Here is a 24991-nt window from a genome sequence, read left to right as displayed (position 1 = left end):
CGGTCTTTCTCACCGTCGTCCAACCGCAGCGTTTCGCTCTTCATGGGACCTGCCGCGCGCATGAAAAAGGCCCCGGAACCGAAGTGCCGGAGCCCTTTTTCAGAAACCGAAGCTTACGCGGCGACCGGAGCCGCCTTGCGGACGCCCTCGTCGACGTGCTCTTCGAACTGCTCGAAGTTGTCGATGAACTGCTTGACCAGGGTCTGCGCGGTCTTGTCGTACTCGGCCGGGTCGGCCCAGGCGCCGCGCGGGTCTAGCAGCTTGCTGTCGACGCCCGCGACCGCGACCGGGACTTCGAAGCCGAAGTTCGGGTCTTCCTTGAACTCGGCGGCGTTGAGGCTGCCGTCGAGTGCGGCGTTGAGCAGGGCGCGGGTGGCCTTGATCGGCATCCGCTTGATGCCTTCCATGGTCGCCTTGCCGCCCGACCAGCCGGTGTTGACCAGCCAACACTTCACTCCGCCCTTGGCGATGCGCTCCTTGAGGAGGTTGCCGTAGATCGAGGGGTGGCGCGGCATGAACGGTGCGCCGAAGCAGGTCGAGAAGGTCGCTTCGGGCTCGGTCACGCCGATCTCGGTGCCCGCGACGCGCGCGGTGTAGCCCGAGAGGAAGTGGTACATCGCCTGGTCCGGGGTCAGGCGCGCGATCGGTGGCAGGACGCCGTAGGCGTCAGCGGTCAGGAAGATGATGTTTTGCGGCACCGGCCCGAGGTTCTTCTCCGAGCAGTTCGGGATGAAGTCGATCGGGTAGGAACCGCGGCTGTTCTCGGCCAGCGCGTTGTCGTCGAGGTCGATCTTGCGGGTCACGGGATCGATCACCACGTTTTCCAGCACCGTGCCGAAGCGGCGGGTGGTGGCGTAGATTTCCGGCTCGGCCTCTTCCGAGAGACGGATCATCTTGGCGTAGCAGCCGCCCTCGAAGTTGAACACGGCGGTGTCGGACCAGCCGTGCTCGTCGTCACCGATGAGGGTGCGGCTGGCGTCGGCCGAAAGCGTGGTCTTGCCGGTTCCCGAGAGGCCGAAGAACACGGCGGTGTCGCCGTCCGGGCCGATGTTGGCCGAGCAGTGCATCGGCATGACGCCCTTGACCGGCAGCAGGTAGTTGAGGATGCCGAAGACCGACTTCTTCATCTCGCCGGCGTAGGAAGTGCCGCCGATGAGGATCAGCTTCTCGGAGAAGTTGACCGCGATCACCGTCTCGCTGCGCGAACCGTGGCGTTCGGGATCGGCGCGAAAGCTGGGCAGGTCGATGATCGTGTATTCGGGCGCGAAGCCGGCCAGTTCATCGGTCGTTGGACGCACGAGCAGGGTGCGGATGAACAGGTTGTGCCAGGCGAACTCGTTGATGACGCGCACGTTCACGCGGTGCTCCGGCTGCGAGCCACCGAACAGGTCGGCGACGTAGAGCGTATCCTTTTCCGCGACGGCGGCGAGGAAGTCCTCCTTCAGCGCGGCGAAGTGCTCAGGCGTCATCGGAACGTTGGTCTTGCCCCACCAGACCGTTGACTCCGTTTCGGCGTCGCGGACGATGAACTTGTCCTTCGCCGAACGTCCGGTGTGCTTGCCGGTGGCGACGACGAAAGGACCGTCGGCCGAAAGCACGCCCTCTCCGTTCTTAACCGCCTGCTCCACCAGGGGGGCCGTGCCGAGGTTCGCGAAGATCTGAGCCTTCGTCTGAATGCCCTGTTTCTCGAGCGGATAGCTAAGCGAAGTGGTCAATGTCATCTCCTCCAAAAGATGGCGACCTGCAGGAGCACCCGCGGTCGCATTCTCGATTCCTGCGCAAGAATCGGGCCGCGAATAAGCGACAGTCTCTTTTCCGTCAATTTGGCAACAATTGGAACCGTCAAGCATCTATCCACGACTGTTTATTCGCCCGGGCGGGCCTATCGATGCATCGATTTTGGACCGATCCAGGCCCGCCGGGACCGCGCATCGTTTGCAGTCGACCGGAGGCCGCGCAATTGCCAGCGGGCAAGGCAGGCGCTAGGTAGCGTCGCTCCCCGCAGCGAAAGGGAAACGGCGGACGCCCATGGCCGATGCATCCGATCCTCCACTCTCGTCCGACGTCTCGACTGGTCCTCACGCGCCTGCCGCACCACGGCACCAGACGATCGCGCTGGTCGACGATGACCGCAACATCCTGACCACTCTGTCGATCGGTCTCCAGGCGGAAGGTTTCGCCACGCGCGTCTATGCCGATGGCGAAACCGCCCTCAAGGCCCTGCTCGAGAACCCACCGGACCTAGCGATTTTCGACATCAAGATGCCGCGCATGGATGGCCTCACCCTGTTGCAATCGCTGCGCGCGCATTCCAGGCTGCCGGTGATCTTCCTGACCTCGAAGGACGAGGAGCCCGACGAGGCGCTCGGTCTCGCGCTTGGCGCCGACGATTATATCGCCAAGCCGTTCAGCCAAAGACTGCTCGTCGCGCGGATCAGGGCAATACTGCGCCGGAGCGAGCTTGCCCGCGCCGAGCCCGAGGAGGCCCCTCCCGGCGACCTGCCCGACCCTGTCGTGCGCGGACGCCTCATGCTCGACCCCGCACGGCACCAGGTGACGTGGGACGCCAAGCCCGTCTCGCTGACGGTGACGGAGTTCCTGATCCTCGAAGCCATGGCGCTCCGGCCGGGCGTGGTGAAAAGCCGCAACCAACTGATGGATGCGGCCTACAGCGACGACGTCTATGTCGACGACCGCACCATCGACAGCCACATCAAGCGCCTGCGCCGCAAGTTCCGCGCCGTGGACGGGGAGTTCGGCGCCATCGACACGCTCTACGGCGCCGGATACTCCTTCACCGATGGTTGAGAAATCGCGCGCCAAGCCGCGTCCGCGCCTGGCCGTGCGTCTCGGCCTGTCGTGGAGCGTTTCGCTCACCGCCCGCATCCTCGCGGTCAACGTGATTGCACTCGCCTTGATGGCCGGCAGCCTTTTCTACATCGACAGCTACCGCCGCGAACTGCTGGCCGAACGCTACCGCCTCGCCAAGTCGGAAGCGGAGATCACTGCCGATGCCATCGCGGACGAGGATTTGCGCGGACGCCTTGTCCTGATCGCGCGGATTGGCACCGAGCAGGACTTGCGCCTGCGGCTGTTCGATCCTCGTGGCCGATTGGCGGGTGACAGCTTCGCACTCGCCCGCCCGTCATACGCGCTGATCGATCCGGCAGAGGAACCGTGGCTCCAGGATGCCGCACGCATCCTCGATCGCGGCATGGATTTCGTGCTGGGCGCCCCGCCCATCCCGGCCTACCGCGACCCGCCCGGCGCCGAGGCATCGGCCTGGCCGGAAGTCGCCGCCGCACTCGCGGATCGCGAGACCCGGATCAACCACCAGGCAGCGCCGGACCGCACTCCGATGATCATCGCTGCGACGCCAGTAGGCAGCGACGGCTCCGCGCTGCTCGTGACCCGCAACGCGCGCGACATCACCGAAAACGTACGCATGGCCCGCCAGACGCTGGCGATAATCGTAGGCGGCGCATTGGGAGTATCGATCCTCCTTTCGCTGTTCCTCGCGAGGACCATCGTCGAGCCGCTCCGCAAGCTTGTGCGCGCCGCCGTGCGCGTTCGTCTTGGCCGCGACCGGAGCGTCGTCGTGCCGCGTCTGCCCGACCGGCGCGACGAGATCGGCCTGCTCGCCCGCGCCATCTCCGACATGAGCAGCGCCCTGCGCCAGCGCATCGACGAGGTGGAAAGCTTCGCGGCGGACGTTGCTCACGAACTCAAGAACCCGCTGACTTCGCTGCGCAGCGCCCTCGAAAGCCTCGATCGCGTCGAAGCGCCGGATCTGCGCCGCCAGCTCATCGGCATCGCCCAGGACGACGTGCGCCGGATCGACTTCCTGGTCACCGAAATCGCCGACGCCAGTCGCATCGATGCCCAGCTAAGCCGCACCACCTTCGAGCCGTTCGACATGGGCGGCCTCGTCCGCGCGCTTGTCGCCGAGCGCGAACAGCGCGGCGTCAACGGTGGGCGGCCGATAACGATCATACCGGGAGACGGAAAGGATGAAGCCGACGTCCCCGCCATGATGGTGGCGGGTGATGCCCCGCGGCTCGAACGGGTCCTGCAAAACCTGCTGGACAATGCCGTCTCCTTCTCGCCGCCCGATGGCCCCATCGAAATTACTCTTCGCAATCTCGAATCGCGGATCGAGATTGCCGTCGCCGACCACGGGCCGGGAATTCCGGCAGCGGCGCGCGAACGCATATTCGAGCGCTTCCATTCCCTGCGCCCCTCGCGCGAGGAATTCGGCAAACACAGCGGTCTCGGTCTGGCCATCGCACGCACCATCGTAGAGGCGCACTACGGCAAGCTTGTCGCCACCCACCGTACCGATGGAACTCCCGGCGCACGCCTGGTCCTGTCTCTTCCCGCCTGGCAATCGGAACAATGACGTCGCCCGGCCCCGCTGTGTTCCAGGCGACCGCCGTCGCCATCGACGGGCGCGGCGTCATCATCCAGGGTGCGCCCGGCGCCGGCAAATCAAGCCTCGCGCTGTCGCTTATCGATCGCGGCGCCATCCTGATCGGCGACGATTCGCTCGTGCTCGACGCGGAGCGGGAACACCTGATCGCGCGCCCTCACCCCAACACACGCGGCTTGCTCGAAGTGCGCAACCTGGGCCTGCTGCCGTTCGCCTGTGTCGAGGCCGCGCCTGTCGCGCTTTTCATAAGGCTAGATCCCCAAGCCCCCCGCTACATCGAAAAGCCGCAGACCCTCGTGATCTGCGGAATCGAATTGCCGCTTGTCGAACTTCGTCCGGAAGCGACGACGTCGGCACTCAAGGTCGAACTGGCGCTGCGCCATTATGGACTGTCCCAATAAGAACCCCCACGCCCGGGGCCATGGCGATTTTCGCCCCCTTCCCTTCCGAGCCCTCTGCGCGCAGAGAGGGGGGATGGGGAATGAAGCGGGAATGAGCGGCGCGACGCCGGAAGGAACGTTACGCCAGCGCCTGTTGCTGGTGACGGGCATGCTGGGTGCCGGAAAGACGACCGCGCTCCGCGTGCTCGAGGATCTAGGCTGGGAAATCGTCGACAATTTCCCGATCCGCATGCTGGACGCCTTGATCGATACGGCGCCGAGCGGTGTAGATGCCGATCCCCCCCCGCTCGCGATAGGCTTTGACTCGCGCACGCGCGGCTTTGATCCCGACCGCGTCATCTCGCAGGTCAAAGCGCTCACCGAGCGGCGCGACATCGAACTCACGACGCTGTTTCTCGACTGCTCAAGCTCGGAGCTCGAACGCCGGTACAATGAGACGCGCCGCCGCCATGCCCTTGCCGGCGACGGCCCCGTATCCACCGGCATTCGGGCCGAACGTGAACTGCTTGCGCCGTTGCGTCGCTGGGCCGACCTGCTCATCGACACCACCGAATATACGTCGAACGACCTGCAACGCGTGATTCGCGAGCGTTTCGCCTCCAGCGACACGGGCGAGTTGATCGTCACCGTTTCCAGCTTCGGTTTCTCGCGCGGGATGCCGCCCGTTGCCGATCTCGTCTTAGACATGCGTTTCCTGGACAACCCGCACTGGGATGCCGAATTGCGCCCCCAGACCGGGCAGGACCCCGCGGTCGGGGACTACATTCGCAAGGATCCGGCCTACGAGGAATCTTTTGCACGGATTCGCGACCTGCTGCTGCTGCTGCTTCCACGCTATCGCAGTCAGGGCAAAGCCTATGTCCATATTGCATTCGGCTGCACCGGTGGACGTCATCGGTCCGTTTTTACGGCGGAGCAAATCGCAACAGCCTTGCGTCAATCGGGATTTTCCCCCACATTGCTGCACCGCAACCTGGGCTCGCGCGCAGCCGATCTTCTGGAAGGAGGTCTGCGGCGTGAAAAATGACGACAAATCCTGGGTGCACCTGCAGGTATTTCGGAGCGTTCTCCCAGCATGATCGGCATGATCCTGGTTACCCACGGCAATCTCGCCGAGGAGTTCGTACACGCGATGGAACACGTCGTCGGCGATCAGGCTGATGTCGCGACCGTTTGTATCGGACCGAATGACGACATGGAACGCCGCCGCGCGGAGATCGCCGAAGCCATTGCCAAGGTCGATTCGGGCGAAGGCGTGATCGTCCTTACGGACCTGTTCGGCGGCACGCCGTCGAACCTCGCGATTTCCTTGATGCAGGCCGGAAAGGTCGAAGTGATCGCCGGCATCAACCTGCCCATGCTGATACGTCTCGCCAAGGCGCGCGGGTGCATGCCGGTTCGTGAAGCGGTTGCCGCGGCACGTGATGCCGGCCGCAATTACATTACGATAGCCAGCGAATACTTGGGACAGGATGCATGATCGACGCCTGCGAGTCGGTTCTCATAGTAAACAAGCGGGGACTTCATGCCCGCGCCAGCGCCAAGTTCGTTAATCACGTTGCGGAATTGCCTACGTCCGTCGCTGTCACGGTCAGCAAGGACGGCACCAGTGCCGCCGGCGGATCGATCCTCGGCCTGATGATGCTCGGCGCCGCCAAGGGCGACACGATCGAAATCAGTTGCACCGGCGACGGAGCGGAGGACGCGCTTGCCATTCTCGCCGGGCTCGTCCGCGACGGCTTCGGCGAAGAATGACGCAGGCTGGCTGATACCGTGTCTTCCCAAGACCTGCCGACGCAAGGTGCGCGCCGCACCATCACGGGTTTTTCAAACCCCGTAGTCAAGTTCCTGCGCTCGCTCCGCGACAAAAAGCACCGCAAACGCGAAAGGCGGTTTTTGGCGGAAGGGCTGCGCCTGCTGACCGACGCGCGCGAATGCGGTATCGTGCCGGAAATGCTGGTCATGGCCATCGGCCGCGAACCTCACCCCCTGATCGACGCACTTGAAGACGCGGTGATAGCCGCCGGCGGCGAGATCGTCGAGATGGACGTCGATATCCTTGCAAAAGTCACCGGCAAGGACAACCCGCAGGCCGTGGCCGGTGTCTTTACCGAGTTCGACACGAGCCTCGCAGCCGTCGAGCGCAATTCGGCGCAGATCTGGCTGGTCGCGCAGGCGCTCCGCGATCCCGGAAACCTGGGCACCATGCTGCGCACCGGAGACGCCGTTGGCGCCGGGGGCCTGATCCTCATCGACGATTGCGCCGATCCTTTTTCGGTCGAGGCGGTGCGTGCAAGCATGGGCGCGATCTTCACCCAGAAACTGGCGATCACGCGCTGGGACGAATTCATTGCCTGGCTGCGGAGCGGAGACGGCCAGCTTGTCGCTGCATCGCTGCGCGATCCCACCGACTACCGGCAGGCTTCGTATGCGGCGCCGTGCTTCCTCATGGTCGGCAACGAATCGCAGGGACTGCCTGCCGCTTACGAAGCAGCGTGCGACCTGCGAGTAACGATGCCGATGCTGGGGCGAGCGGACAGCCTCAATGCCGCCGTCGCTGGCGCCGTGCTGGCCTACGAAGCGCTCGCGCACCTGCGCCCGACCTGAGGCGGGGCGTTCATCGCGACTTACACGCCATTTGAATAGCCAAATGGGAGACCGCCACGCACTTACAGGCAAACGAACCGTCCCGCCTATTCTGCAGCTTGCGATACATCTTCCGCATTCTCATCAACCCGCGGAATGGCATCCGCGAATTGAGGCGCCGCTTCGACCAGCGGCACGTCATCGGAAATCTCACGCTTGCCGATCTTGATATGCTTTTCGCTGAGGCGCCGGGCGCGGCCCAGTACGTTACCCTCATACGTGCGCGCGAAACTGTTGAAGCTGTTGACGGCCCGTCCAAGATGACGCCCGACATTTTCCAGATCTTCCTGCGTCTTGGCGATGCTGTTGTAGAGATCGCTGCCGAGCTTGCCAATTTCACGCGCCTCCCTCGCAAGCCCCTCCTGCTGCCATACCTGCGCAATAGTGCGCGCGATGGCGACCAGATTCGTCGGGCTCGCAAGCAGCACCTTGCGGTCGAAAGCGTAATCCCAAAGGCCTGAATCGTGATCGAGGGCGGCGGCGATGAAATGCTCGCCGGGCACGAACATGATGACATAGTCCGGCGCGTTCTCGAACTGGCTCTGGTAGCTCTTGTTGCTCAGCGTCTGGATGTGGTTGCGCATGGATGTCGCGTGCTGGGCCAGGAATGCGGCACGCAATGCCTCCTCCTCGGCCTCGAAAGCGTCCTGATAGGCATTCAGCGAGACCTTCGCGTCGATCACGAGCTGCTTGTTACCGGGCACTCGCACGATGGCATCCGGCCGCAGGCGCCCTTCCTCGGTATCGACGGATCGCTCCGTCACGAAATCGGTATGTTCTGTTAGGCCGCACTGTTCGAGCACGTTCTTAAGTTGCTGCTCGCCCCAGCGTCCCCGCGCCTTGGGTGCATTGCGCAGCGAATTGCCAAGACGGACCGCTTCGGCGCGCACCTGCTCCTGCCCCACCCGCAGCGCCTCTATCTGACCGCCAAGTTGGCCGAAGGCGTCCATCCGCTTGGCTTCGAGTCCGGCGACCTGCTCCTCGTAGCTTTTCAGGCGCTCTCCCACCGGGGCGAGGATCAGGCGGATGCGTTCCGCGTTCGTCTTTTCGCTTTCCTCGAAACGCGCGTTTGCGCGGTGCAGGAATGCTTCCTGCGCACCTTGAAGGACTTTGGCGCCCGCATTCTCGAACTCCTTGCGCAGTATCCCCTGCGCTTCGATCAACGAACGCTTCTGCTCCTCGAAATTGGCGGACTTTTCCCGAAGAGTCGCGAGTTCCGAAGCAAGTTCACGCTGTTCCCGACGCATGGCATCGACCAGCACCGCATTGTCGGCGCGCGCCTTTTCGAGAACTGCGGTCAATTCGCCTCGAACGCGATCGAGCGCGATCGCGCCTTCCCGGCGCAGCCCTTCCGCCGACGCGGCATGTTCGCCGCGCTCCCGGTCGAGCGCCGAAGCCCACTCATCCGCACGACTCGCCCTTTCGCGCGCGGCTTCAAGGTCGGCGAACACACGCAGGTATCTTGCGTCACCTTCCCGGGCCTCCCGCTCACGCAGTTCGGCTTGAGAGCGCCAATGCAGGACGGGCCGAGACCCGACGAACCAGCCAACGGCAAGACCGATGACCATCGCGATGATCGTGACGACTGCTATTTCCATCGCCAGAGCTTACAGGAACATTAAGGGAACACAAGCCCTTTCATGCCGCTCCGGATCGCGCAAGCCGGTTCGTTACGCGGCCTTGCGCAGTTTCTCGAGTTTCTTGAGCGCCATCTGGCGCTTGAGACGCGAAAGGTGATCGATGAACAGGACGCCTTCGAGATGGTCCATCTCGTGCTGGAGACAGATCGCCATCAGGCCTTCCATCTCTTCCTCGTGCGCGTTGCCGTCAAGATCCTGCCAGCGAGCGCGGATACGCGAGGGCCGCTCCACATCGGCATATATCTCGGGAACGGAAAGGCAGCCTTCCTGATAGACGATGTGGTCCTCGGAAGGATCGAGTATCTCCGGATTGATGAATATCCGCGGTTCGCGCCGGGTAGGCTGGTGCGTGTGATGATGGTCGCCGTGCGAGTGGCAGACCTCCGGTTCGGCATCCTCGTCCTCAGGCTGCAGATCGATGACCAGAACGCGCTGCGGAACGCCCACCTGGATGGCGGCGAGGCCGATGCCGGGGGCATCGTACATCGTCTCGAACATGTCGTCTACGAGCGTACGCAGTTCGTCGTCGAACCGTTCAACGGGGAGCGAGACCTGCTTGAGGCGCTGGTCAGGGACTTCTAGGATTTCACGGATAGCCATTTTTGCCAGATAATCGCGATGGACGACTTTCGCAAGAACGCGCAGCCGATCACTCCGATCGGATCAATTCACCGGGCGGCGTGCACGAATGGCCTGAGCCAGGGTGCCTTCATCAAGATAGTCCAGTTCACCGCCAACGGGGAGCCCATGGGCAAGCTGGGTAACGCGCACAGGGAAATCTTCCAGACGCTCGGCGATGTAATGTGCGGTCGTCTGCCCTTCGAGCGTGGCGTTCATGGCCAGGACGACTTCGTCGATTTCTCCCGCGCCGATACGGCGAAAGAGGCTCTCGAGCGCAAGGTCCTCCGGCCGCACTCCATCGAGGGCGGACAACCGGCCGCCGAGAACATGATACCTGCCCGTGAACAGATGCGCGCGGTCCAGTGCCCACAGGTCCGAGACTTCCTCGACCACGCAGAGCGAGCGGGCGTCACGGCGCGGATCGGCGCATATCGCGCAAGGGTTGGTGGTTTCGACGTTGCCGCAAACGTCGCATTCCACCAGCGCCTCGCGCACCGCGACGAGTGCATCTACAAGCTGTGCCAAAGCGGTCTCGCGCCGCTTTATGAGCCACAAAACGGCCCGGCGCGCCGAGCGCGGGCCAAGGCCGGGCAGGCGCGACAGGGCGGCGGTCAGCGTCTCGATCTCTTGCGATGCCATGCACGGGGAGATAGGGCCTGCGCCTGCCCTTAGGAAGAGCCCCGGAGAGTTCCCCACATCATGCGCATCGTTTTCATGGGAACGCCCGATTTCGCGGTGCCCGCGCTCGTCGCGCTGGTCGAGGCCGGGCACGAGGTTCTGGCCGCCTACACGCAGCCGCCGCGTCCCGGCGGGCGGCGCGGCAAGGAATTGACGCCCTCGCCCGTCCAGAAGGAAGCCGAGGCGCGGGGAATCGAGGTACGCCACCCGGTTTCGCTCAAAGGGGCCGAGGAGCAGACGGCGTTCGCGGCGCTGGACGCCGACATCGCCGTGGTCGCGGCTTATGGGCTGATCCTTCCGCAAGCCGTGCTCGATGTGCCGCGGCTCGGCTGTCTCAACATTCACGCGTCGATCCTGCCGCGCTGGCGGGGGGCGGCGCCGATCCAGCGCGCCATCCTGGCAGGGGATCCGACGACCGGGGTCACCATCATGCAGATGGAGGCCGGGCTCGACACGGGGCCGATGCTGGCGACATTGCGAACCGTGATCGAGCGCAAGACCGCCGGCGAGCTGACCGCAGAACTCGCCGACCGAGGCGCGCAGCTTTTGGTCGGAACGCTGCGAGACCTCGCCGTGCACCGCGCCGTACGCCAGCTTGAGGATGGCGTGACTTACGCAAAGAAGATCGACAAGGCCGAGGCGCGGATCGACTTCTCGCAAGAGGCCGAGGCGGTGGAGAGGCAGGTGCGGGCATTCACGCCGTCACCCGGCGCCTTTTTCGAGCTGGGGGGCGAGCGCTACAAGGTGCTGGCAGCAGACGTAGTCGAGGGTAGCGCAGAGCCCGGCACCACGCTGGACGACGCGCTGACCATCGCGTGCGGTTCAGGAGCCGTCCGGGTGACGCGCATCCAGCGGGCGGGCAAGCCGGCGATGGACAGCGCCGACCTGCTCCGAGGCCGGCCGGTCTCAGCAGGAACCCGGCTCGACTGAGGATCACGCCTTCTCGGGCATGCGGCGCACCGGCGGCGGCTCGTCCGCCCAGCGCGCGTGGCCATCGAAGAGGGTACCGGCGAGCTTCTCCCATGCCGAAACGGGCTTGTCCTTGACCCTGATGTTGAAGCTGTCGGTCGTGCGGAATTCGAGGACTTCAGCGCCTTCCGGCCCAGCGGTGTAGGCATAGGGCACTTCGCTGCCGACGAAGAAGCCATCGCCTGCCGACAGCGTCTCGGTGCCCATGCGGATCGAACCGGCGACGATGTAGTAGAGGCAGTCGCAGTCGTGGGTATGGAGCGGTAGCGGGAAGCCGCTCTTCACCCAGAGACGGGCAAGGCTCATGCCCTCGCGGCGATAGGGGACATCGGCATATTCCCCGCGAACCGCCATCGCCTCGGCCAGTTTGGGCTGGACGGACACGAGGTTGGGCGTCTCGCCTTCGTACGCCATGCAGGCGCATTCATCGAGCGTCGGGGCATCGGCGCCGCGGAAGATTTCGAAGCGAGGGCGCTTGGCTTCGGCCATTGTTCGGCTCCTTTCCCGGTCAGTTGCCGATGGTGCCACTTGCGGCCCCGGTCGCCAAGCCCATTGCGCGTGGCGGTTAGTCCTGTATCGGCTGGGCGAAATGACCCGTTTCGCGATCACCTTGGAATTCGACGGCGGCCCCTACATGGGCCTACAACGCCAGTCGCATGGCCCTTCCGTGCAACAGGCGGTGGAGGACGCCGCCCGCGCGGTGACCGGCGAGGCGGTGGTCATGCATGCCGCCGGCCGCACCGACGCCGGGGTCCATGCCCTTGGCATGCGCGCCCACATTGACGTGGAGAAGCCGCTCCCGGCGTTCCGGCTGATGGGGGCGCTCAATGCCCTGCTCAGGCCCCACCCGATCGCGGTGCTCGACTGCACGGCGGTGGGGGACGACTGGCATGCGCGGTTTTCCTGCACGGGCCGGGCCTACGTCTACCGCATCGTCAACCGCCGGGCGCCGCTGACGCTGGAGCGGGGCAAGGCGTGGCAGGTGGGCACGCCGATCGACGCGGAGGCGATGCAGCGGGCGGCGCATATGCTGGTGGGACTGCACGACTTCACGACGTTCCGATCGGCCCACTGCCAGGCGTCCTCGCCGCTGAAGACGCTCGACCGGCTTGCGGTACGCCGCGAGGGCGAGGTGGTGCTGGTCGAGGCGGAGGCGCGCAGTTTCCTGCACCATCAGGTCCGCTCGATGGTGGGCTGCCTGGCGCTCGTCGGCATGGGCCGGTGGCGGGAGGAGCAACTGGCCGAGGCGCTGGCGGCGAAGGACCGGCAGGCGCTCGGCCTCAACGCGCCGCCGGACGGACTTTATTTCGTGCGGGCCACTTACCCCGGCGAGTAAGTGCTCGCCCCCCGGGGTTTGGTTCGCCGCTTTGCTATATTTAGGCGCAGGGCCCTGTCTGATACCTGGTTCGAAAGAGCCGCCACGTGCTTGTTGCGATTACCGGTCAATACACTTTCGGACAGTTTGGTGCAGAGCCAGCATAGTCGTGCGACAGGTCCGGTGCAGACGGGGATCGTCCGAAACACAGACGAACGGTTCCCCGCATGACCCGACTGCTTCCCGCCCTCGCAGCCCTTGCCCTATCCTGCGGCGCTCTTTCCGGCGTCGCCGCGATGCCCGCGAAGCCGAAGCCCGCCATCATCGGCGCCGACCGGCCGGTCAACCTGGGACGGATGGTGGTGACGGCAACGCCGCTCTGACCACGCCCGTCCCGTCAGCCTCAGAGCTTTTCGGTCGGTTTGCGGGTAACCGCCATGACGGGCGATATGCCGATGGCATTAGGCGCCGGTTTGGTCTTGGTCGCCTTGGGCTTGCGGACTTCGCGTGTGGTGCGCTTCTGTGACTTGGCCATGGTGGTGCTCCTGCTTCAAGCGGGGGCACTTCGCATCCCTCAGCCGCGAGACGCTTGGTATCCCAATCTCGCGATGGACCGCCGTACCACCGATGCGCCCCGGCGCCGCACGAATTGTAGGCGCACCCCATTACAAATCAGGTGGCCGCCTATGCGCACGTCGAGACCGTGGCCGACCATGCTTCGCTGCGCACATGTTCCACCGCCGCAGAGGCATCGGCCTGCTCGCGGTAGCCGCCGCAGTCGACAAGGACGAGGCCCGCGCCGGACATCAGGCGCCAGTGCCAGTCACCGCCGGTGAACAGGGTGGACGTCACGCTCACGCATTCGGAGCGGTAGATGTCGAAATGTGCGGACGAGACATCGTTCTGCGCCTTGTTGCGATCGGCTTCAAGGCGTCCGGAAGGCGGGCTGTCTTCCTTGCCGGAACGGATGGTCAGGCGTGATTGTATTCCCACGGCGCGATCCTTTCATCAAAAGGCAAGTTGGACCTACCAGGCTCCCCTGGCGCGATAGAACGGGAAGCGCCTGACGACGCCCTCGACGATGTGCGCCTTCATCTTCACGCGCATCTCGTCAGCGCCTTCGCTGCGGGTGCAGACAAGGTGGGTTCCACCCGAGGGCAGTGGCTCGATCGCGCTGATCGAAACGGCGAATTTCTCGCACAGGGCGACAACTTCCGCTTCGGGAAGGGTCACGTTCATGGCGCGGCTCATCAGGCTGCAACCCGAACAGGCGAAATATCAAACCAGAAAATGTCGAAGATCATCGCGTTGCTCCACCGGTAAGCGGGAGCACAAGCGTCTCTCAGTCGAGAGACTGCCTACAAAAGCGAATGTCCTCGATCAGCCGACGATAGGCGCGATCAAGTAATAGTCAAGGACACCGCAACGGACCATGGCCACGAAAAAGGGCGCTGCCGTTGCCGAAAGCGCCCCTTCAGTCCGCAATGGAATCCTGAACGATCAGGCCTTGGCGACGATGCTCTCCGGGAGGTCCTGCCCGAACACGCGCTGATAGTATTCGGCCACCAGCATGCGCTCGGTCTCGTCGCACTTGTTGAGGAACGAGAGGCGGAAGGCGAAGCCGACGTCGCCCTTGAAGATCACCGCGTTCTGCGCCCAGGTGATGACCGTGCGCGGGCTCATGACCGTCGAGATGTCGCCGTTCATGAAGCCCTGGCGCGAGAAGTCGGCGACCTTGACCATGTTGGCGATGATGCCGGCGTCCATCTGCGGCACCTTGGCGGCGACGATCGCGGCCTCGGTGGCGGCGGGCAGGTAGTTGAGCGCGACCACCAGGTTCCAGCGGTCCATCTGGCCCTGGTTGATCTGCTGGGTGCCGTGATAGAGGCCGGACGTGTCGCCAAGGCCCACCGTGTTGGCGGTGGCGAACAGGCGGAAGTGCTTGTCGGGGCGGATCACGCGGTTCTGGTCGAGCAGGGTCAGCTTGCCCTCGGTCTCGAGGATGCGCTGGATCACGAACATCACGTCGGGGCGGCCCGCGTCGTACTCGTCGAACACCAGCGCCACCGGGTGCTGGAGCGCCCAGGGCAGCAGGCCCTCGCGGAACTCGGTCACCTGCATGCCGCCGCGCAGGACGATCGCGTCGCGGCCGATCAGGTCGATGCGGCTGATGTGCGCGTCGAGGTTGATGCGAATGCACGGCCAGTTGAGGCGCGCGGCGACCTGCTCGATGTGGGTCGACTTGCCGGTGCCGTGGTAGCCCTGCACCATCACGCGCCGGTTGTAGGCGAAGCCCGCCAGGATCGCGAGCGTGGTGTCCGGGTCGAACACGTAAGTCTCGTCGAGGTCGGGCACGCGCTCGTCAGCGACCGAGAAGGCCGGGACCTTCCAGTCGATGTCGATCCCGAAGGTTTCGCGCACGTCGACTTCGATGTCGGGAGCGGCCAGCACGGTGGCGTCGCGGTTCTCGGCGGTGATGTTCTTGGATTCTGTCATTGCAGGCTCTCGCCTAATGGACGGGGCGCTGCATCGCAATAAGGTTTGGACGGGGCTGGTCGTTTGGAGGGGTGGAGCGAACCTCAGTCGGCATGCACTTTGGGCGGCAGGCTGAACAGATCGACGAACTTCTGCGCCAGTTCCGCATCACCCTCGATCCGCAGCCCGACCTCGTCGGCCGGCCACTTGCCGTAGAACACCGCGAGGAACGGGAAGCCTCCCTCGGCGGTAAAGCGCAGGTCGGGCGCGGGGTCGCCATCGCGGGCGGAATGGATGAGCAGCTCTCCGCCGCCGAGTCGAGCGGTGAAGTGCGCAACCCCCACCTCCAGCGCCGCCGTCAGGGTCATGTCGCCGATCCGCCCGGGCACGATCATCGTGCGCAGCGAGAGCATCAGCGAGACTGGCGTGATCGGGAGCGTCGGATCGTGCAGCGTCGATCGGACCGCCCAGCGGCCGAGCTCCTGCATCACGGGTTCGAGCGCCAGGCCCCACTCGGTGAGTCGGTAGACCTGCACCGAGGCGGGCGGCGGCAGCGTCTCGCGCCGGACGATACCGGTGCCTTCGAGGCTCTCCAGCCGCTCGGTCAGCGTCTTGGCGCTCAGGCCCGGCAGTTCGGCGCGGATTTCACCGAAACGACGCGGACCGAGCATCATCTCGCGTATGATCGGCAACGACCAGCGCTCACCGATGAGTTCCATGGCGAAGGCCGCTCCGCAGGCATCGCCGTACCAGCGGCCATGGGTGCGCGGAGGATCACCGTCCGTAGTGGATTTCGCGCGACTCGTTTCTTTTTGTAACTTCATGGTTGCTTTTAGTTACCACCATGGGCACCGTTGGGCAAGGGGCGATTCGCCGAAGACGCCCGTTGAGGAGAGACCACGATGACCCGCATGCTATTCGTGAACCTGCCCGTCGCCGACGTCGAACGCGCCAAGGCGTTCTACACCGGGCTCGGCTTCGTCAACGAGCCGCGCTTCACCGACGAGACCGCTGCCTGCATGGTCTGGTCCGAGGCGATCTACGTGATGGTGCTCAGCCACGCGAAGTGGAAGGGCTTCACCGACCGGCCGATCCCGGATTCGGGCTCGAGCGAAGTGATGCTCTGCCTCGCCTGCGACAGCCGCGCCGAAGTCGATGCGATGAACGAACGCGCCGGCAAGCACGGCGGCACCGCCGACATCGCGCCGCCATCCGACCATGGCTTCATGATGAGCCGCAGCTTCACCGACCCCGACGGGCATTTCTGGGAAGCGATGTGGATGGACCCGGCGGTCGCCTCGGGAGAATCCGAAGTCCCCGCGGTAGCCTGAACCCAAGACACAAGCGGGAGAGAGACGATGCCGATCGATCCGAACGCCGACCTGGAAATCACCGCCTTCGAGTGGGTGCCTTCCTTCGCGCAGGGCCACGTCCGCGACCTGCGCCCGCGCTGGGCCTGCGAGGAATGGGGGCTGCCTTACAAGGTGCGCCTCATCAGCGCGCTGGAGCGGCCCGAGTGGTACTTCACCGACCAGCCCTGGGGCCAGGTGCCCTACGTGCGCGACGGCGAGGTCGGCGTGTTCGAAAGCGGCGCCACGCTCATCCACATCGCCGAGAAGGCGGGCGCCCTGCCCCCGATCGGCTCGCAGGAGCGCGCGGCGGTGCTGAGCTGGCTGCTGGCCGCGTTCAACTCCGTCGAGCCTTCCGTGATGGAACTGGTCAATTGCACCATCTCCCGGAAGGAAGAGTGGGCGCAACTGCGCAAGCCCTCGCTGATGGAAGCGCTGGGCGGCAGGCTCGACCGGCTGCAGACCGCGCTGGGCGACGACGAATGGCTGGCAGGCGCGTTCTCGATCGCCGACATCGCCATGGCCACGATCCTGCGCGGCCTGCCCGACCCGGCGCTGCTCGAGGCGCGGCCCAAGCTCGCCGCCTACGTGGAACGCGCCATCGCCCGCCCCGCATTCCAGCGCGCTCTGGAAGCCCAGCTCGCGCCCTTTGCCGAAAACGAACCCAGCAAGCAGAAGGAAGGAGCCTGAATCATGGCCTATATCGATGGTTTCGTGATCGCCGTCCCCAAGGCGAACAAGGACAAGTTCATCGAGCATGCGAAGATGGGTGACCAGGTCTTCATGGACCACGGCGCCACCCGCATCCTCGAGTGCTGGCAGGACGACGTGTCCAAGGGCAAGCAGACCGACTTCTTCCGTGCGGTCGAGTGCAAGGAAGACGAGGCGGTGGTCTTCAGCTGGATCGAATGGCCCGACAAGGAAACCCGTGAAAAGGGCATGGCGGAGGTCATGGACGTCATGAAGACCGACCCGCGCATGGACCCCGAGACAAACCCGATGCCCTTCGACGGCATGCGCATGATCTACGGCGGCTTCACGCCCATCGTCACTCTCGGAGAATAGCCATGGGCAATCCTGTCGGCAGTTTCATCTGGTACGAGCTTATGACCAGCGACCCGGACGCGGCTTCCGCGTTCTATGGCAGCGTCGTCGGCTGGAGGATCGGCGCCAACGAGATGCCCCAGGCGGGCATGGACTACCGCATGATCGAGCGGCTGGACGGCGGCGGCGCGGGCTGCGGCTACAATGGCGGCGTCTTCGCTCTCGACGACGAGATGATCGGCCAGGGCGCCTCGCCGGGATGGCTCGGGTACATCTACGTCCCCGACGTGGACGCCAAGGCCGCCGAGATCGTCGCCGAGGGTGGGCAGATCCACGTCCCCGCCACCACCATGGAAGGCGTCGGCCGCTTCGCCATGGTGACCGACCCGCAGGGCGCCGCATTCTACCTCATGACCCCCGAGCCGCCGGCTGACGATCCCGACGCCACGAGCGACGTGTTCTCGGTCGAAAAACCGCAGACAATCCGCTGGAACGAACTCGTCACCTCTGACGACGAGGCCGCCGTCGCCTTTTACAAGAAGCACTTCGGCTGGAAGCAGGAGGGCGGCATGCCGATGGGTCCGCTCGGCGAATACCGCTTCCTCCAGCTCGGCGACATCGGGATAGGCGCGGTGATGAAGAAAGCCGACTTCATGCCGGTCGCGGGCTGGACCTACTACATCGGCGTCGACGACATCGACCGCGCTTTCGCCGCGGTCAAGGACGGCGGCGGCAAGCCGCAAGGCGAGCCCATGCAGATCCCGACCGGCGAGTACACCGTCCACGCCTTCGATCCACAGGGCGCTTACTTCGGACTGGTCGGCCCACGCGCCGGCTGACATGTTCACGACATGCGGGCGGTGATTGACGCCGCCCGCATGTTCCATCAATGTTCCGCGCATTCACACCCACGAGGGAGAACGCCGATGGCCGACTACACCTTCTTCACGAACCCGATGTCGCGCGGGCAGATCGCTCGCTGGGCGCTGCATGAAGTGGGCGCCGACTACGAGCAGGTGCTGATCGACTGGAAGGACAAGCCGGACTCCTTCCTCAAGGCCAACCCGATGGGCAAGGTGCCCACCATCGTCCACCACGCGGATGGCGGCGACCGCGTGGTGACCGAGGCGGCGGCGATCTGCCTCTACCTCGCCGAGATGCACCCCGAAGCGGGCCTGCTGCCCAACGACGGCGAGATGGCCGACTATTACCGCTGGTCGCTCTTCGCCTCCGGCCCGATCGAGCAGTCGATCACCTCTCGCGCGCTCAAGTTCGAGCCCAAGCCAGAGCAGGAGATGCTGGCCGGCTGGGGCAGCTTCGACCGCACCATCCACACCATCGACGAGAAGCTGACCGCCGACACCTGGGTCTGCGGGGACCGCTTCACGATGGCGGACGTCTATGTCGGCAGCTCGATCGACTGGGGCCTGACCTTCGGGATCATGCCGCCCCTGCCCTCGCTCGTCGGCTATGCCGAGCGCTGCCAGGCCCGCCCCGGTTACAAGGCCGCAAAGGCCATCGACGGCAAGCTGATAGAGGAGATGAAAAAATGAGCGGAGAGGCAAAGGCCCGCGTCTGCCTGTGGTACAACGGCGACGCGGAGGACGCGGCGAACTTCTACGCAAGCGTATTCCCCGAAACTACGGTGGACTCCGTCCAGCGCGCCCCCGCCGACTACCCCGACGGTTCGGAAGGCAACGTGCTGGTCGTCGAGTTCACGGTCATGGGCATCGAGTGTATCGGCCTCAACGGCGGCGACCAGTTCCCGCAGTCCGAAGCGTTCTCGTTCCAGATCGCCACCGACACGCAGGAGGAGACCGACCGCTATTGGCACGCCATCGTCGGCAACGGCGGCGCGGAAAGCCAGTGCGGCTGGTGCAAGGACAAGTGGGGCCTCAACTGGCAGATCACCCCGCGCGCCCTCACCGATGCCATGTCCAATCCCGACAGGGAGGCCGCGAAGCGCGCGATGGAAGCGATGATGACGATGCGCAAGATCGACATCGCGGCGATCGAGGCGGCGGTGGCAGCCGCCTGAGTCGCGCATGACGGTCGAGTTCAACCACACGATCATCTGGTGCCGCGACCGGTATGTCTCGGCGGACTTCTTCGCGGAGATCTACGGCCTGCCCGAGCCGGTAGACCTGTACCATTTCCGCGTGGTGAAGCTCGCCAACGGCGTCTCGCTCGACTTTGCCGAGCGGGACAAGCCGGTATCGCCGCAGCACTACGCCATGCTGGTCGACGAAACTGCGTTCGACGGCATACTCGCGCGGATCGAGGCGCGCGGCCTGACCTTCTGGGCCGACCCTGCCCGCAGCCGCGCGGGCGAGATCAACCACAACGACGGCGGCCGGGGCTTCTACTTCGAGGACCCCGACGGCCACATCCTCGAAGCGCTGACCGTGCCTTACGGCGGCTTCCCCGGAAAGAACGACGCATGACCCTGGCGCTCTACGGCCACCCCTTCTCGTCCTACACCTGGAAGGCGCAGATTGCGCTTCAGGCTGCGGGGCTCGACTACGAATTCCACATCGTCGATCCCGATCACCCCGAAAATGCGGCGGTGATCCAGTCGGCCGGACCGCAGGGCAAGTTCCCCGTCCTGCGCGACGGCGAGAACCTGCTGTTCGAGGCCAGCTCGATCATCGAATACCTCTCGCAGCACCACGCCGGCACCGACGTGCTCCTGCCCTCCGACGCCGACGCCGCGATCGGCATGCGGATGCTCGACCGGGTGTTCGACAACTACGTCATGGGCCCGATGCAGGAGGTCGTGAACGAATACCTGCGCGACGCCGAGAACCCCGACATGGCCCGCGTCGAGGAAGCCCGCGCCCGGCTCGACCGCAGTTATGCCTGGCTCGAGGGCTGGCTGCAGTTCTACCCGGCGCAGGGCCAGATCACCCTGATCGAATGCGCCGCCGCGCCCGCGCTGTTCTACGCCGACTGGGTCCATCCGATTCCCGAGATGCTGCCCCGCCTGCGCGCTTGGCGCGCCCACCTGCTGAGCCTGCCTCCGGTCGCCGCCTGCGTCGAGGCCGCTCGCCCCTACCGCGCCGGCTTCCCGCTCGGCGCACCCGACCGCGACTGAAGGAGAGAACGATGTCCAACGAACTGTCGATCACCCGCTTCATCGCCGCGCCTCCCGCAAAGGTCTGGGAAGTCCTCGCCGAGCGGCAGAACGAATGGTGGTGCCCCGTCCCCTGGCGCGCCGAAGTCGACGAGCAGGACCGCCGCCCCGGCGGCGTCTGCAAGATGACGATGTTCGGCCCCGACGGCGAAGTCGCGCCCCAGAACGGCATCTACCTTGCCTTCGACGAAGGCCGCCGCTTCATCACCACCGACGCGGTCGTCGACGATTTCCAGCCCAACGGCCCCTTCATGATCGGCATCTGGGAAATTGCCCCCGAAGGCGAAGGCACACGCTACACCGCCACCGCCCGCCACTGGACCGAGGAAACCATGAAGCAGCACGCCGAAATGGGCTTCACCGAAGGCTGGGCCGCCTGCGCCGAACAACTCGCGGCGATCTGCGAGAAGGAATCGAAATGACCGCGCTGGAAGGCGGCTGCGCCTGCGGCGAGGTCCGCTATCGCCTGCTCGCTGCCCCGATCGTCGTGAACTGCTGCCACTGCCGCTCCTGCCAGCGCGAGTCGGGCAGCGCATTCGCGCTCAACGCGGTGATCGAGACCCAGCGGATCGAAGTGCTCGGCGCCGCGCCCGAGCATGTCGATACGCCTTCCGACAGCGGCAAGGGCCAGACCGTCCTGCGCTGCCCCTCGTGCAAGGTCGCGATGTGGAGCCACTACGGCGGCGCCGGCGAGGGCGCGAGCTTCGTCCGCGTCGGTACGCTCGACGATCCGGCTGCCTGCCCGCCCGACGTCCATGTCTTCACGAGCAGCCGCCAGCCCTGGGTGGAAATCCCGCCGGGATCGGAATGCTTCGAACATTTCTATTCCGGCAAGGACGTGCCCCGCATCTATGGCGAGGACGGCGCGGCCCGTTGGGGCGCCTTGATGGGCCGCTAGCTCAGTCGAAAGCCTTCTTCAGCACCTGGTAGGCCTCGACCACCGCTTGCAGTTTCGCGGCATGGCTGTGGTCGCCGCCGTTGTGGTCCGGGTGATACTGGCGCAGCAGTCGCGTGTAGCGCATCCGCAGCGTCTTGCGGTCGATGTCCGTGTCCAGCCCCAGGAATTCGAGCGCGCGCCGCTCGTCCGGCGAGAAGCGCACGGCCTCGGGCTTCATCTCGGCCCGGCGCCGGTTCAGGTGGCTCCTAGCCCGGGCCTGGATCGCCTCCAGCGGATCGGCGAAGTCGGCCCAGCGCGGCACTCCGTCGACGCCGCCGTCCGGGCGAAAGGCGCGGCTCTGCGTCTCCCACCCGTGCAGCGGCGACTGGGCGCGCAGAATCTCCTCGGTGTCCATGCCGTCGAAGTAGTCGTAGCCCGAATTGAACGCGCGAACGTGGTCGAGGCAGAACCAGCGGTAGTCGCCCGGACCGTCGAAACCCGAGGGCCGACCGCCCGGCGCGCGGAACTCGCCGGCCTCCCCGCACCCCGGCCAGGCGCACTCGCGACCGCCGGACTCGACCCTGCCATGAAATCTATGCTGTCTCACCGGCTTCCAGATGGGCGATCGAACGCCTATTGTGAAGCCCATGACCGGACCACTTGCACTCGAAATGCGTCAATTGCTGACCGCTGCCTTCGCCCCCACCGCGCTCGACGTGGTCAACGATTCCGCCACCCACCGCGGCCACAGCGGCGACGACGGCAGCGGCGAATCGCATTTCACCATCCTGATCGAGAGCCCCCAGTTCGCCGGCGTCTCGCGCCTCCAGCGCCAACGCCTGGTCAACGCCGCGCTCGGCGACATCCCCGGCAACCGCGTCCATGCGGTGGCGATCAAGGCGCGCGCTCCGGGCGAATAATCCGGCAGCTTTCACCGCCCCCGCCTTCACGGTTGCCCTTTGCGCTTCCCGCGCCTAAATGCGCGCACCATGCCGACACCTCTGACTTTCGCCGTGCCCAAGGGCCGTATCCTTGACGAAGCGCTGCCCTTGATGGCGCGTGCCGGCGTGCGGCCCGAGGCGGAGTTCCACGACAAGAAATCGCGCGCACTCTCGTTCGCCTGTGAAAACAGCGACATGCGCCTGATCCGCGTGCGCGCCTTCGACGTGGCGACTTTCGTCGCGCACGGCGCCGCGCAAGTCGGCATCGTCGGTTCGGACGTGGTCGAGGAGTTCGCGTACTCGGACCTCTACGCGCCCGTGGACCTCGCGATCGGCCACTGCCGCCTCTCGGTGGCGGAGCCCGTGGGCGAGACCGGCGGCGCGCTGCCATCGCACCTGCGCATCGCCAGCAAGTACCCCAACCTCACCCGCCGCCACTTCGAGAAGCTGGGCGTGCAGGCCGAAGTGGTGAAGCTGAACGGCGCGATGGAACTGGCGCCCTCGCTCGGCCTTTCGAGCCGCATCGTCGACCTCGTCTCCACAGGCCGCACGCTCAAGGAGAACGGCCTCGTCGAGACGAGCCGCATCCTCGACATTTCCGCGCGCCTGATCGTCAACCGCGCCGCACTCAAGACCGACGACCGCGTCGCCGCGCTGGTCGAAGCCTTCCGCGCGCTCGTCGCGCAAGAGCAGGTCGCCGCCTGATGCTGCGTCTGTCCAGCAGCGATCCTGACTTCGCGGAGGCCTTCACCCGCGTGGTATCGGACCGCCGCGAGAGCGCGGTGGACGTCGCCGCCGACGTCGCCGCGATCATCCAGGCCGTCCGCGAGCGGGGCGATGATGCGCTGGCCGAATACACCACCAAGTTCGACCACCACGATCTCGACGTGACCGGCTGGCAGGTCGGCGCCGAGGCCTGCAAGGCCGCGTTCGACGCGCTCGATCCCACCTTGCGCGAGGCTCTCAAACTCGCTGCCACCCGCATCCGCGCCTACCACGAAGCCCAGCTTCCCGAGGACCGCGACTACACCGACGCCGCAGGCGTACGCCTCGGCGCCACCTGGAACGCGGTGGACGCGGCCGGGCTCTACGTACCGGGCGGCCGCGCCGCCTATCCCTCGTCGTTGCTGATGAACGCGATCCCCGCCAAGGTCGCGGGCGTCGAGCGGCTGGCCGTCGTCACCCCGACCCCGAACGGCGAGGTCAACCCCCTCGTCCTCGCCGCCGCGTACCTTGCCGGCGTCGATGAAGTGTGGCGCGTGGGCGGCGCCCATGCCGTCGCCGCGCTCGCCTACGGCACCGACCGGATCGCGCCCGTTGACGTCGTCACCGGCCCCGGCAACGCGTGGGTCGCGGAGGCCAAGCGCCAGCTCTACGGCGTGGTAGGCATCGACATGGTCGCCGGCCCCAGCGAAATCCTGGTCATCGCCGACGGGAAGAACGAACCCCGCCGGATCGCCGCCGACCTGCTCAGCCAGGCCGAGCACGACCCGACCTCGCAGTCGATCCTCATCACCGACGACGCGGCCTTCGCCGATGCCGTCGCCGCAGCGGTGGAACTGGAACTCGCCGGCCTCTCGACGCAGGCGACGGCGCGCACCAGCTGGACCGACAACGGCGTCATCATCGCCGTCGCCAGCTTCGACGAGGCCCCCGCCCTCGCCAATGCGCTGGCGGCCGAGCACGTCGAGATCGCCACCGACGAGCCCGAGGCTTTGATGCGCCGCATCCGCCACGCGGGCTCGGTGTTCCTCGGCCGCATGACCCCCGAGGCGGTCGGCGACTATGTCGCGGGCCCCAACCACGTCCTGCCCACCGGGCGCCGGGCACGGTTTTCCTCGGGGCTCTCGGTTCTCGATTTCATGAAGCGTACCAGCTTCATCCAGCTCGACCAGGCGGCGCTGGAGGCCATCGGCCCCGCCGCCGTCGCCCTTGCCGATGCGGAAGGGCTTCCGGCGCACGCGCGCTCCATTTCCATAAGGCTCGGCCAATAATGTCCAATTCCAAGCAAAAGCGGGCCGCCGCCCGTCTCGCCGCCGTCCAGGCGCTCTACCAGTTCGACATGGAAGGCACGCTGCTGCCGGTCCTGCTCGACGAGTTCCACCGCCACCGCCTCGGCATGGAAATCGACGACGCCAAGTTTGCGCAGGCCGAAGTGGCGTTCTTCGACGACGTCGTGAAGGGCACGATCGCCCGCCGCGACGAGATCGACGAACTGCTGTCGTCCAAGCTGTCGGAAGGCTGGTCGCTCCCGCGCCTCGACAAGACGATGCTGCAGATCCTGCGCGCCGGCACGTACGAGTTGATGGCCCGCGCCGACGTACCCACCGGCGCCGCGATCAGCGAATATCTCGACGTCTGCCACGCCTTCTTCGACCAGCGCGAGTCGAAGTTCCTCAACGGCGTGCTGGATTCGGTGGCGAAGTCGGTTCGCTGACGCGGACTCGACTTGGAGCCACGCTGACGGCATCAC

Annotated in this window: 35 protein-coding genes; 24 read left to right on the top strand and 11 right to left on the bottom strand. The window is 65.6% G+C overall.

The window, feature by feature from the left end; translation table 11 throughout:
• Window positions 1-113: 113 nt before the first annotated feature.
• On the bottom strand, window positions 114-1721 hold the full coding sequence (locus tag AC07M9_RS06865; RefSeq protein ID WP_494882434.1) for a phosphoenolpyruvate carboxykinase: 1608 nt from the start codon (window positions 1719-1721) through the stop codon (window positions 114-116).
• Between the two features lie 307 nt (window positions 1722-2028).
• Between AC07M9_RS06865 and AC07M9_RS06860 the strand changes: the two genes are divergently transcribed.
• The 7 genes from AC07M9_RS06860 to AC07M9_RS06830 all read left to right on the top strand — a co-directional run bounded on the left by AC07M9_RS06860 (window position 2029) and on the right by AC07M9_RS06830 (window position 7437).
• A complete protein-coding gene (locus AC07M9_RS06860; protein WP_494882433.1) occupies window positions 2029-2808 on the top strand; it encodes a response regulator transcription factor in 780 nt (259 codons plus the stop codon).
• Entirely contained in the window at window positions 2801-4399 is a 1599-nt protein-coding gene (locus tag AC07M9_RS06855) for a sensor histidine kinase (RefSeq protein WP_494882432.1), read from the top strand. Before AC07M9_RS06860 ends, AC07M9_RS06855 begins: the two co-directional genes overlap by 8 nt.
• Window positions 4396-4830, top strand: a complete 435-nt coding sequence (locus AC07M9_RS06850) for an HPr kinase/phosphorylase (protein ID WP_494882431.1) — start codon at window positions 4396-4398, stop codon at window positions 4828-4830. Before AC07M9_RS06855 ends, AC07M9_RS06850 begins: the two co-directional genes overlap by 4 nt.
• A gap of 91 nt (window positions 4831-4921) precedes the next feature.
• Window positions 4922-5857 carry an RNase adapter RapZ gene (rapZ, locus tag AC07M9_RS06845; protein WP_494882429.1) on the top strand — a complete coding sequence of 312 codons (936 nt, stop codon included), beginning with the start codon at window positions 4922-4924 and terminating at the stop codon, window positions 5855-5857.
• A 48-nt stretch (window positions 5858-5905) separates the two neighbouring features.
• Window positions 5906-6310 carry a PTS sugar transporter subunit IIA gene (locus AC07M9_RS06840; protein WP_007677042.1) on the top strand — a complete coding sequence of 135 codons (405 nt, stop codon included), beginning with the start codon at window positions 5906-5908 and terminating at the stop codon, window positions 6308-6310.
• A complete protein-coding gene (locus AC07M9_RS06835; RefSeq protein WP_494882428.1) occupies window positions 6307-6585 on the top strand; it encodes an HPr family phosphocarrier protein in 279 nt (92 codons plus the stop codon). The genes AC07M9_RS06840 and AC07M9_RS06835 overlap by 4 nt, the downstream gene beginning before the upstream one ends.
• A gap of 18 nt (window positions 6586-6603) precedes the next feature.
• Window positions 6604-7437: a TrmH family RNA methyltransferase gene (locus AC07M9_RS06830; RefSeq protein ID WP_494882426.1), complete on the top strand. Its 834-nt coding sequence runs from the start codon at window positions 6604-6606 to the stop codon at window positions 7435-7437.
• A gap of 86 nt (window positions 7438-7523) precedes the next feature.
• On the opposite strand, the gene AC07M9_RS06825 is transcribed toward AC07M9_RS06830, so the two are convergent.
• From AC07M9_RS06825 to recR, 3 genes are all read right to left on the bottom strand, one after another.
• Window positions 7524-9074, bottom strand: a complete 1551-nt coding sequence (locus tag AC07M9_RS06825; RefSeq protein WP_494882424.1) for a DNA recombination protein RmuC — start codon at window positions 9072-9074, stop codon at window positions 7524-7526.
• A 72-nt stretch (window positions 9075-9146) separates the two neighbouring features.
• Window positions 9147-9716 (bottom strand): peptide deformylase, encoded by a 570-nt coding sequence (def, locus tag AC07M9_RS06820; RefSeq protein WP_494882422.1) that lies wholly within the window; start codon window positions 9714-9716, stop codon window positions 9147-9149.
• Window positions 9717-9779: 63 nt separating this feature from the next.
• Window positions 9780-10376 carry a recombination mediator RecR gene (gene recR / locus AC07M9_RS06815; protein WP_494882420.1) on the bottom strand — a complete coding sequence of 199 codons (597 nt, stop codon included), beginning with the start codon at window positions 10374-10376 and terminating at the stop codon, window positions 9780-9782.
• A gap of 60 nt (window positions 10377-10436) precedes the next feature.
• On the opposite strand from recR, the gene fmt reads away from it, so the two are divergent.
• A complete protein-coding gene (gene fmt / locus AC07M9_RS06810; RefSeq protein WP_494882418.1) occupies window positions 10437-11345 on the top strand; it encodes a methionyl-tRNA formyltransferase in 909 nt (302 codons plus the stop codon).
• 3 nt (window positions 11346-11348) lie between these two features.
• On the opposite strand, the gene AC07M9_RS06805 is transcribed toward fmt, so the two are convergent.
• Window positions 11349-11873 (bottom strand): cupin domain-containing protein, encoded by a 525-nt coding sequence (locus AC07M9_RS06805; RefSeq protein ID WP_494882417.1) that lies wholly within the window; start codon window positions 11871-11873, stop codon window positions 11349-11351.
• A gap of 100 nt (window positions 11874-11973) precedes the next feature.
• Between AC07M9_RS06805 and truA the strand changes: the two genes are divergently transcribed.
• Window positions 11974-12720 (top strand): tRNA pseudouridine(38-40) synthase TruA, encoded by a 747-nt coding sequence (gene truA / locus AC07M9_RS06800; RefSeq protein WP_494882416.1) that lies wholly within the window; start codon window positions 11974-11976, stop codon window positions 12718-12720.
• Window positions 12721-12926: 206 nt separating this feature from the next.
• Window positions 12927-13082, top strand: coding sequence for a hypothetical protein (locus AC07M9_RS06795; RefSeq protein ID WP_494882414.1), 156 nt, complete (start codon window positions 12927-12929; stop codon window positions 13080-13082).
• Between the two features lie 20 nt (window positions 13083-13102).
• Here AC07M9_RS06795 and AC07M9_RS06790 read toward each other — a convergent pair whose 3' ends face one another.
• The 5 genes from AC07M9_RS06790 to AC07M9_RS06770 all read right to left on the bottom strand — a co-directional run bounded on the left by AC07M9_RS06790 (window position 13103) and on the right by AC07M9_RS06770 (window position 15998).
• Complete coding sequence (locus tag AC07M9_RS06790; protein WP_007677072.1) at window positions 13103-13234, bottom strand: hypothetical protein; 132 nt, start codon at window positions 13232-13234, stop codon at window positions 13103-13105.
• A gap of 149 nt (window positions 13235-13383) precedes the next feature.
• Window positions 13384-13692 carry a DUF1508 domain-containing protein gene (locus AC07M9_RS06785; protein WP_494882412.1) on the bottom strand — a complete coding sequence of 103 codons (309 nt, stop codon included), beginning with the start codon at window positions 13690-13692 and terminating at the stop codon, window positions 13384-13386.
• A 33-nt stretch (window positions 13693-13725) separates the two neighbouring features.
• On the bottom strand, window positions 13726-13938 hold the full coding sequence (locus tag AC07M9_RS06780; RefSeq protein ID WP_494882410.1) for a hypothetical protein: 213 nt from the start codon (window positions 13936-13938) through the stop codon (window positions 13726-13728).
• 261 nt (window positions 13939-14199) lie between these two features.
• Window positions 14200-15195 carry a cobaltochelatase subunit CobS gene (gene cobS, locus AC07M9_RS06775; RefSeq protein WP_494882408.1) on the bottom strand — a complete coding sequence of 332 codons (996 nt, stop codon included), beginning with the start codon at window positions 15193-15195 and terminating at the stop codon, window positions 14200-14202.
• 83 nt (window positions 15196-15278) lie between these two features.
• A complete protein-coding gene (locus AC07M9_RS06770; RefSeq protein ID WP_494882406.1) occupies window positions 15279-15998 on the bottom strand; it encodes a winged helix-turn-helix transcriptional regulator in 720 nt (239 codons plus the stop codon).
• Between the two features lie 78 nt (window positions 15999-16076).
• Here AC07M9_RS06770 and AC07M9_RS06765 point away from each other — a divergent pair, with 78 nt between their 5' ends.
• From AC07M9_RS06765 to AC07M9_RS06720, 10 genes are all read left to right on the top strand, one after another.
• Window positions 16077-16505, top strand: a complete 429-nt coding sequence (locus tag AC07M9_RS06765; protein ID WP_494882404.1) for a VOC family protein — start codon at window positions 16077-16079, stop codon at window positions 16503-16505.
• Window positions 16506-16532: 27 nt separating this feature from the next.
• Complete coding sequence (locus AC07M9_RS06760) at window positions 16533-17213, top strand: glutathione S-transferase family protein (RefSeq protein ID WP_494882402.1); 681 nt, start codon at window positions 16533-16535, stop codon at window positions 17211-17213.
• Between the two features lie 3 nt (window positions 17214-17216).
• The gene (locus tag AC07M9_RS06755; RefSeq protein WP_494882401.1) at window positions 17217-17588 is read left to right on the top strand and encodes a DUF1428 domain-containing protein; all 372 of its coding nucleotides are present in this window, start codon (window positions 17217-17219) and stop codon (window positions 17586-17588) included.
• 2 nt (window positions 17589-17590) lie between these two features.
• Complete coding sequence (locus AC07M9_RS06750) at window positions 17591-18406, top strand: VOC family protein (RefSeq protein ID WP_494882399.1); 816 nt, start codon at window positions 17591-17593, stop codon at window positions 18404-18406.
• Between the two features lie 87 nt (window positions 18407-18493).
• Entirely contained in the window at window positions 18494-19120 is a 627-nt protein-coding gene (locus AC07M9_RS06745; protein WP_494882397.1) for a glutathione S-transferase family protein, read from the top strand.
• A complete protein-coding gene (locus AC07M9_RS06740) occupies window positions 19117-19605 on the top strand; it encodes a VOC family protein (protein ID WP_494882395.1) in 489 nt (162 codons plus the stop codon). The genes AC07M9_RS06745 and AC07M9_RS06740 overlap by 4 nt, the downstream gene beginning before the upstream one ends.
• Before the next feature lie 7 nt (window positions 19606-19612).
• Window positions 19613-20011, top strand: coding sequence for a VOC family protein (locus AC07M9_RS06735; protein WP_494882393.1), 399 nt, complete (start codon window positions 19613-19615; stop codon window positions 20009-20011).
• Window positions 20008-20661, top strand: a complete 654-nt coding sequence (locus AC07M9_RS06730) for a glutathione S-transferase family protein (protein ID WP_494882391.1) — start codon at window positions 20008-20010, stop codon at window positions 20659-20661. Before AC07M9_RS06735 ends, AC07M9_RS06730 begins: the two co-directional genes overlap by 4 nt.
• 11 nt (window positions 20662-20672) lie before the next feature.
• Entirely contained in the window at window positions 20673-21122 is a 450-nt protein-coding gene (locus tag AC07M9_RS06725; protein WP_494882389.1) for an SRPBCC family protein, read from the top strand.
• A complete protein-coding gene (locus AC07M9_RS06720; RefSeq protein ID WP_494882387.1) occupies window positions 21119-21598 on the top strand; it encodes a GFA family protein in 480 nt (159 codons plus the stop codon). The genes AC07M9_RS06725 and AC07M9_RS06720 overlap by 4 nt, the downstream gene beginning before the upstream one ends.
• Before the next feature lies 1 nt (window position 21599).
• On the opposite strand, the gene AC07M9_RS06715 is transcribed toward AC07M9_RS06720, so the two are convergent.
• Window positions 21600-22184, bottom strand: a complete 585-nt coding sequence (locus AC07M9_RS06715; RefSeq protein ID WP_494882385.1) for a J domain-containing protein — start codon at window positions 22182-22184, stop codon at window positions 21600-21602.
• Window positions 22185-22224: 40 nt separating this feature from the next.
• Here AC07M9_RS06715 and AC07M9_RS06710 point away from each other — a divergent pair, with 40 nt between their 5' ends.
• From AC07M9_RS06710 to nusB, 4 genes are all read left to right on the top strand, one after another.
• Entirely contained in the window at window positions 22225-22497 is a 273-nt protein-coding gene (locus AC07M9_RS06710; protein ID WP_494882384.1) for a BolA family protein, read from the top strand.
• 69 nt (window positions 22498-22566) lie between these two features.
• Complete coding sequence (hisG, locus tag AC07M9_RS06705; protein WP_494882383.1) at window positions 22567-23223, top strand: ATP phosphoribosyltransferase; 657 nt, start codon at window positions 22567-22569, stop codon at window positions 23221-23223.
• Window positions 23223-24512 carry a histidinol dehydrogenase gene (hisD, locus tag AC07M9_RS06700; protein WP_494882382.1) on the top strand — a complete coding sequence of 430 codons (1290 nt, stop codon included), beginning with the start codon at window positions 23223-23225 and terminating at the stop codon, window positions 24510-24512. The genes hisG and hisD overlap by 1 nt, the downstream gene beginning before the upstream one ends.
• The gene (gene nusB / locus AC07M9_RS06695) at window positions 24512-24955 is read left to right on the top strand and encodes a transcription antitermination factor NusB (RefSeq protein WP_494882381.1); all 444 of its coding nucleotides are present in this window, start codon (window positions 24512-24514) and stop codon (window positions 24953-24955) included. Before hisD ends, nusB begins: the two co-directional genes overlap by 1 nt.
• The last annotated feature ends 36 nt before the right edge of the window (window positions 24956-24991 follow it).

This window comes from Novosphingobium sp. GW821-FHT09E05 (assembly GCF_059416165.1).
Note: the sequence above shows the minus strand (reverse complement) of the source record. Positions and strands in the feature narration are given on the sequence as shown.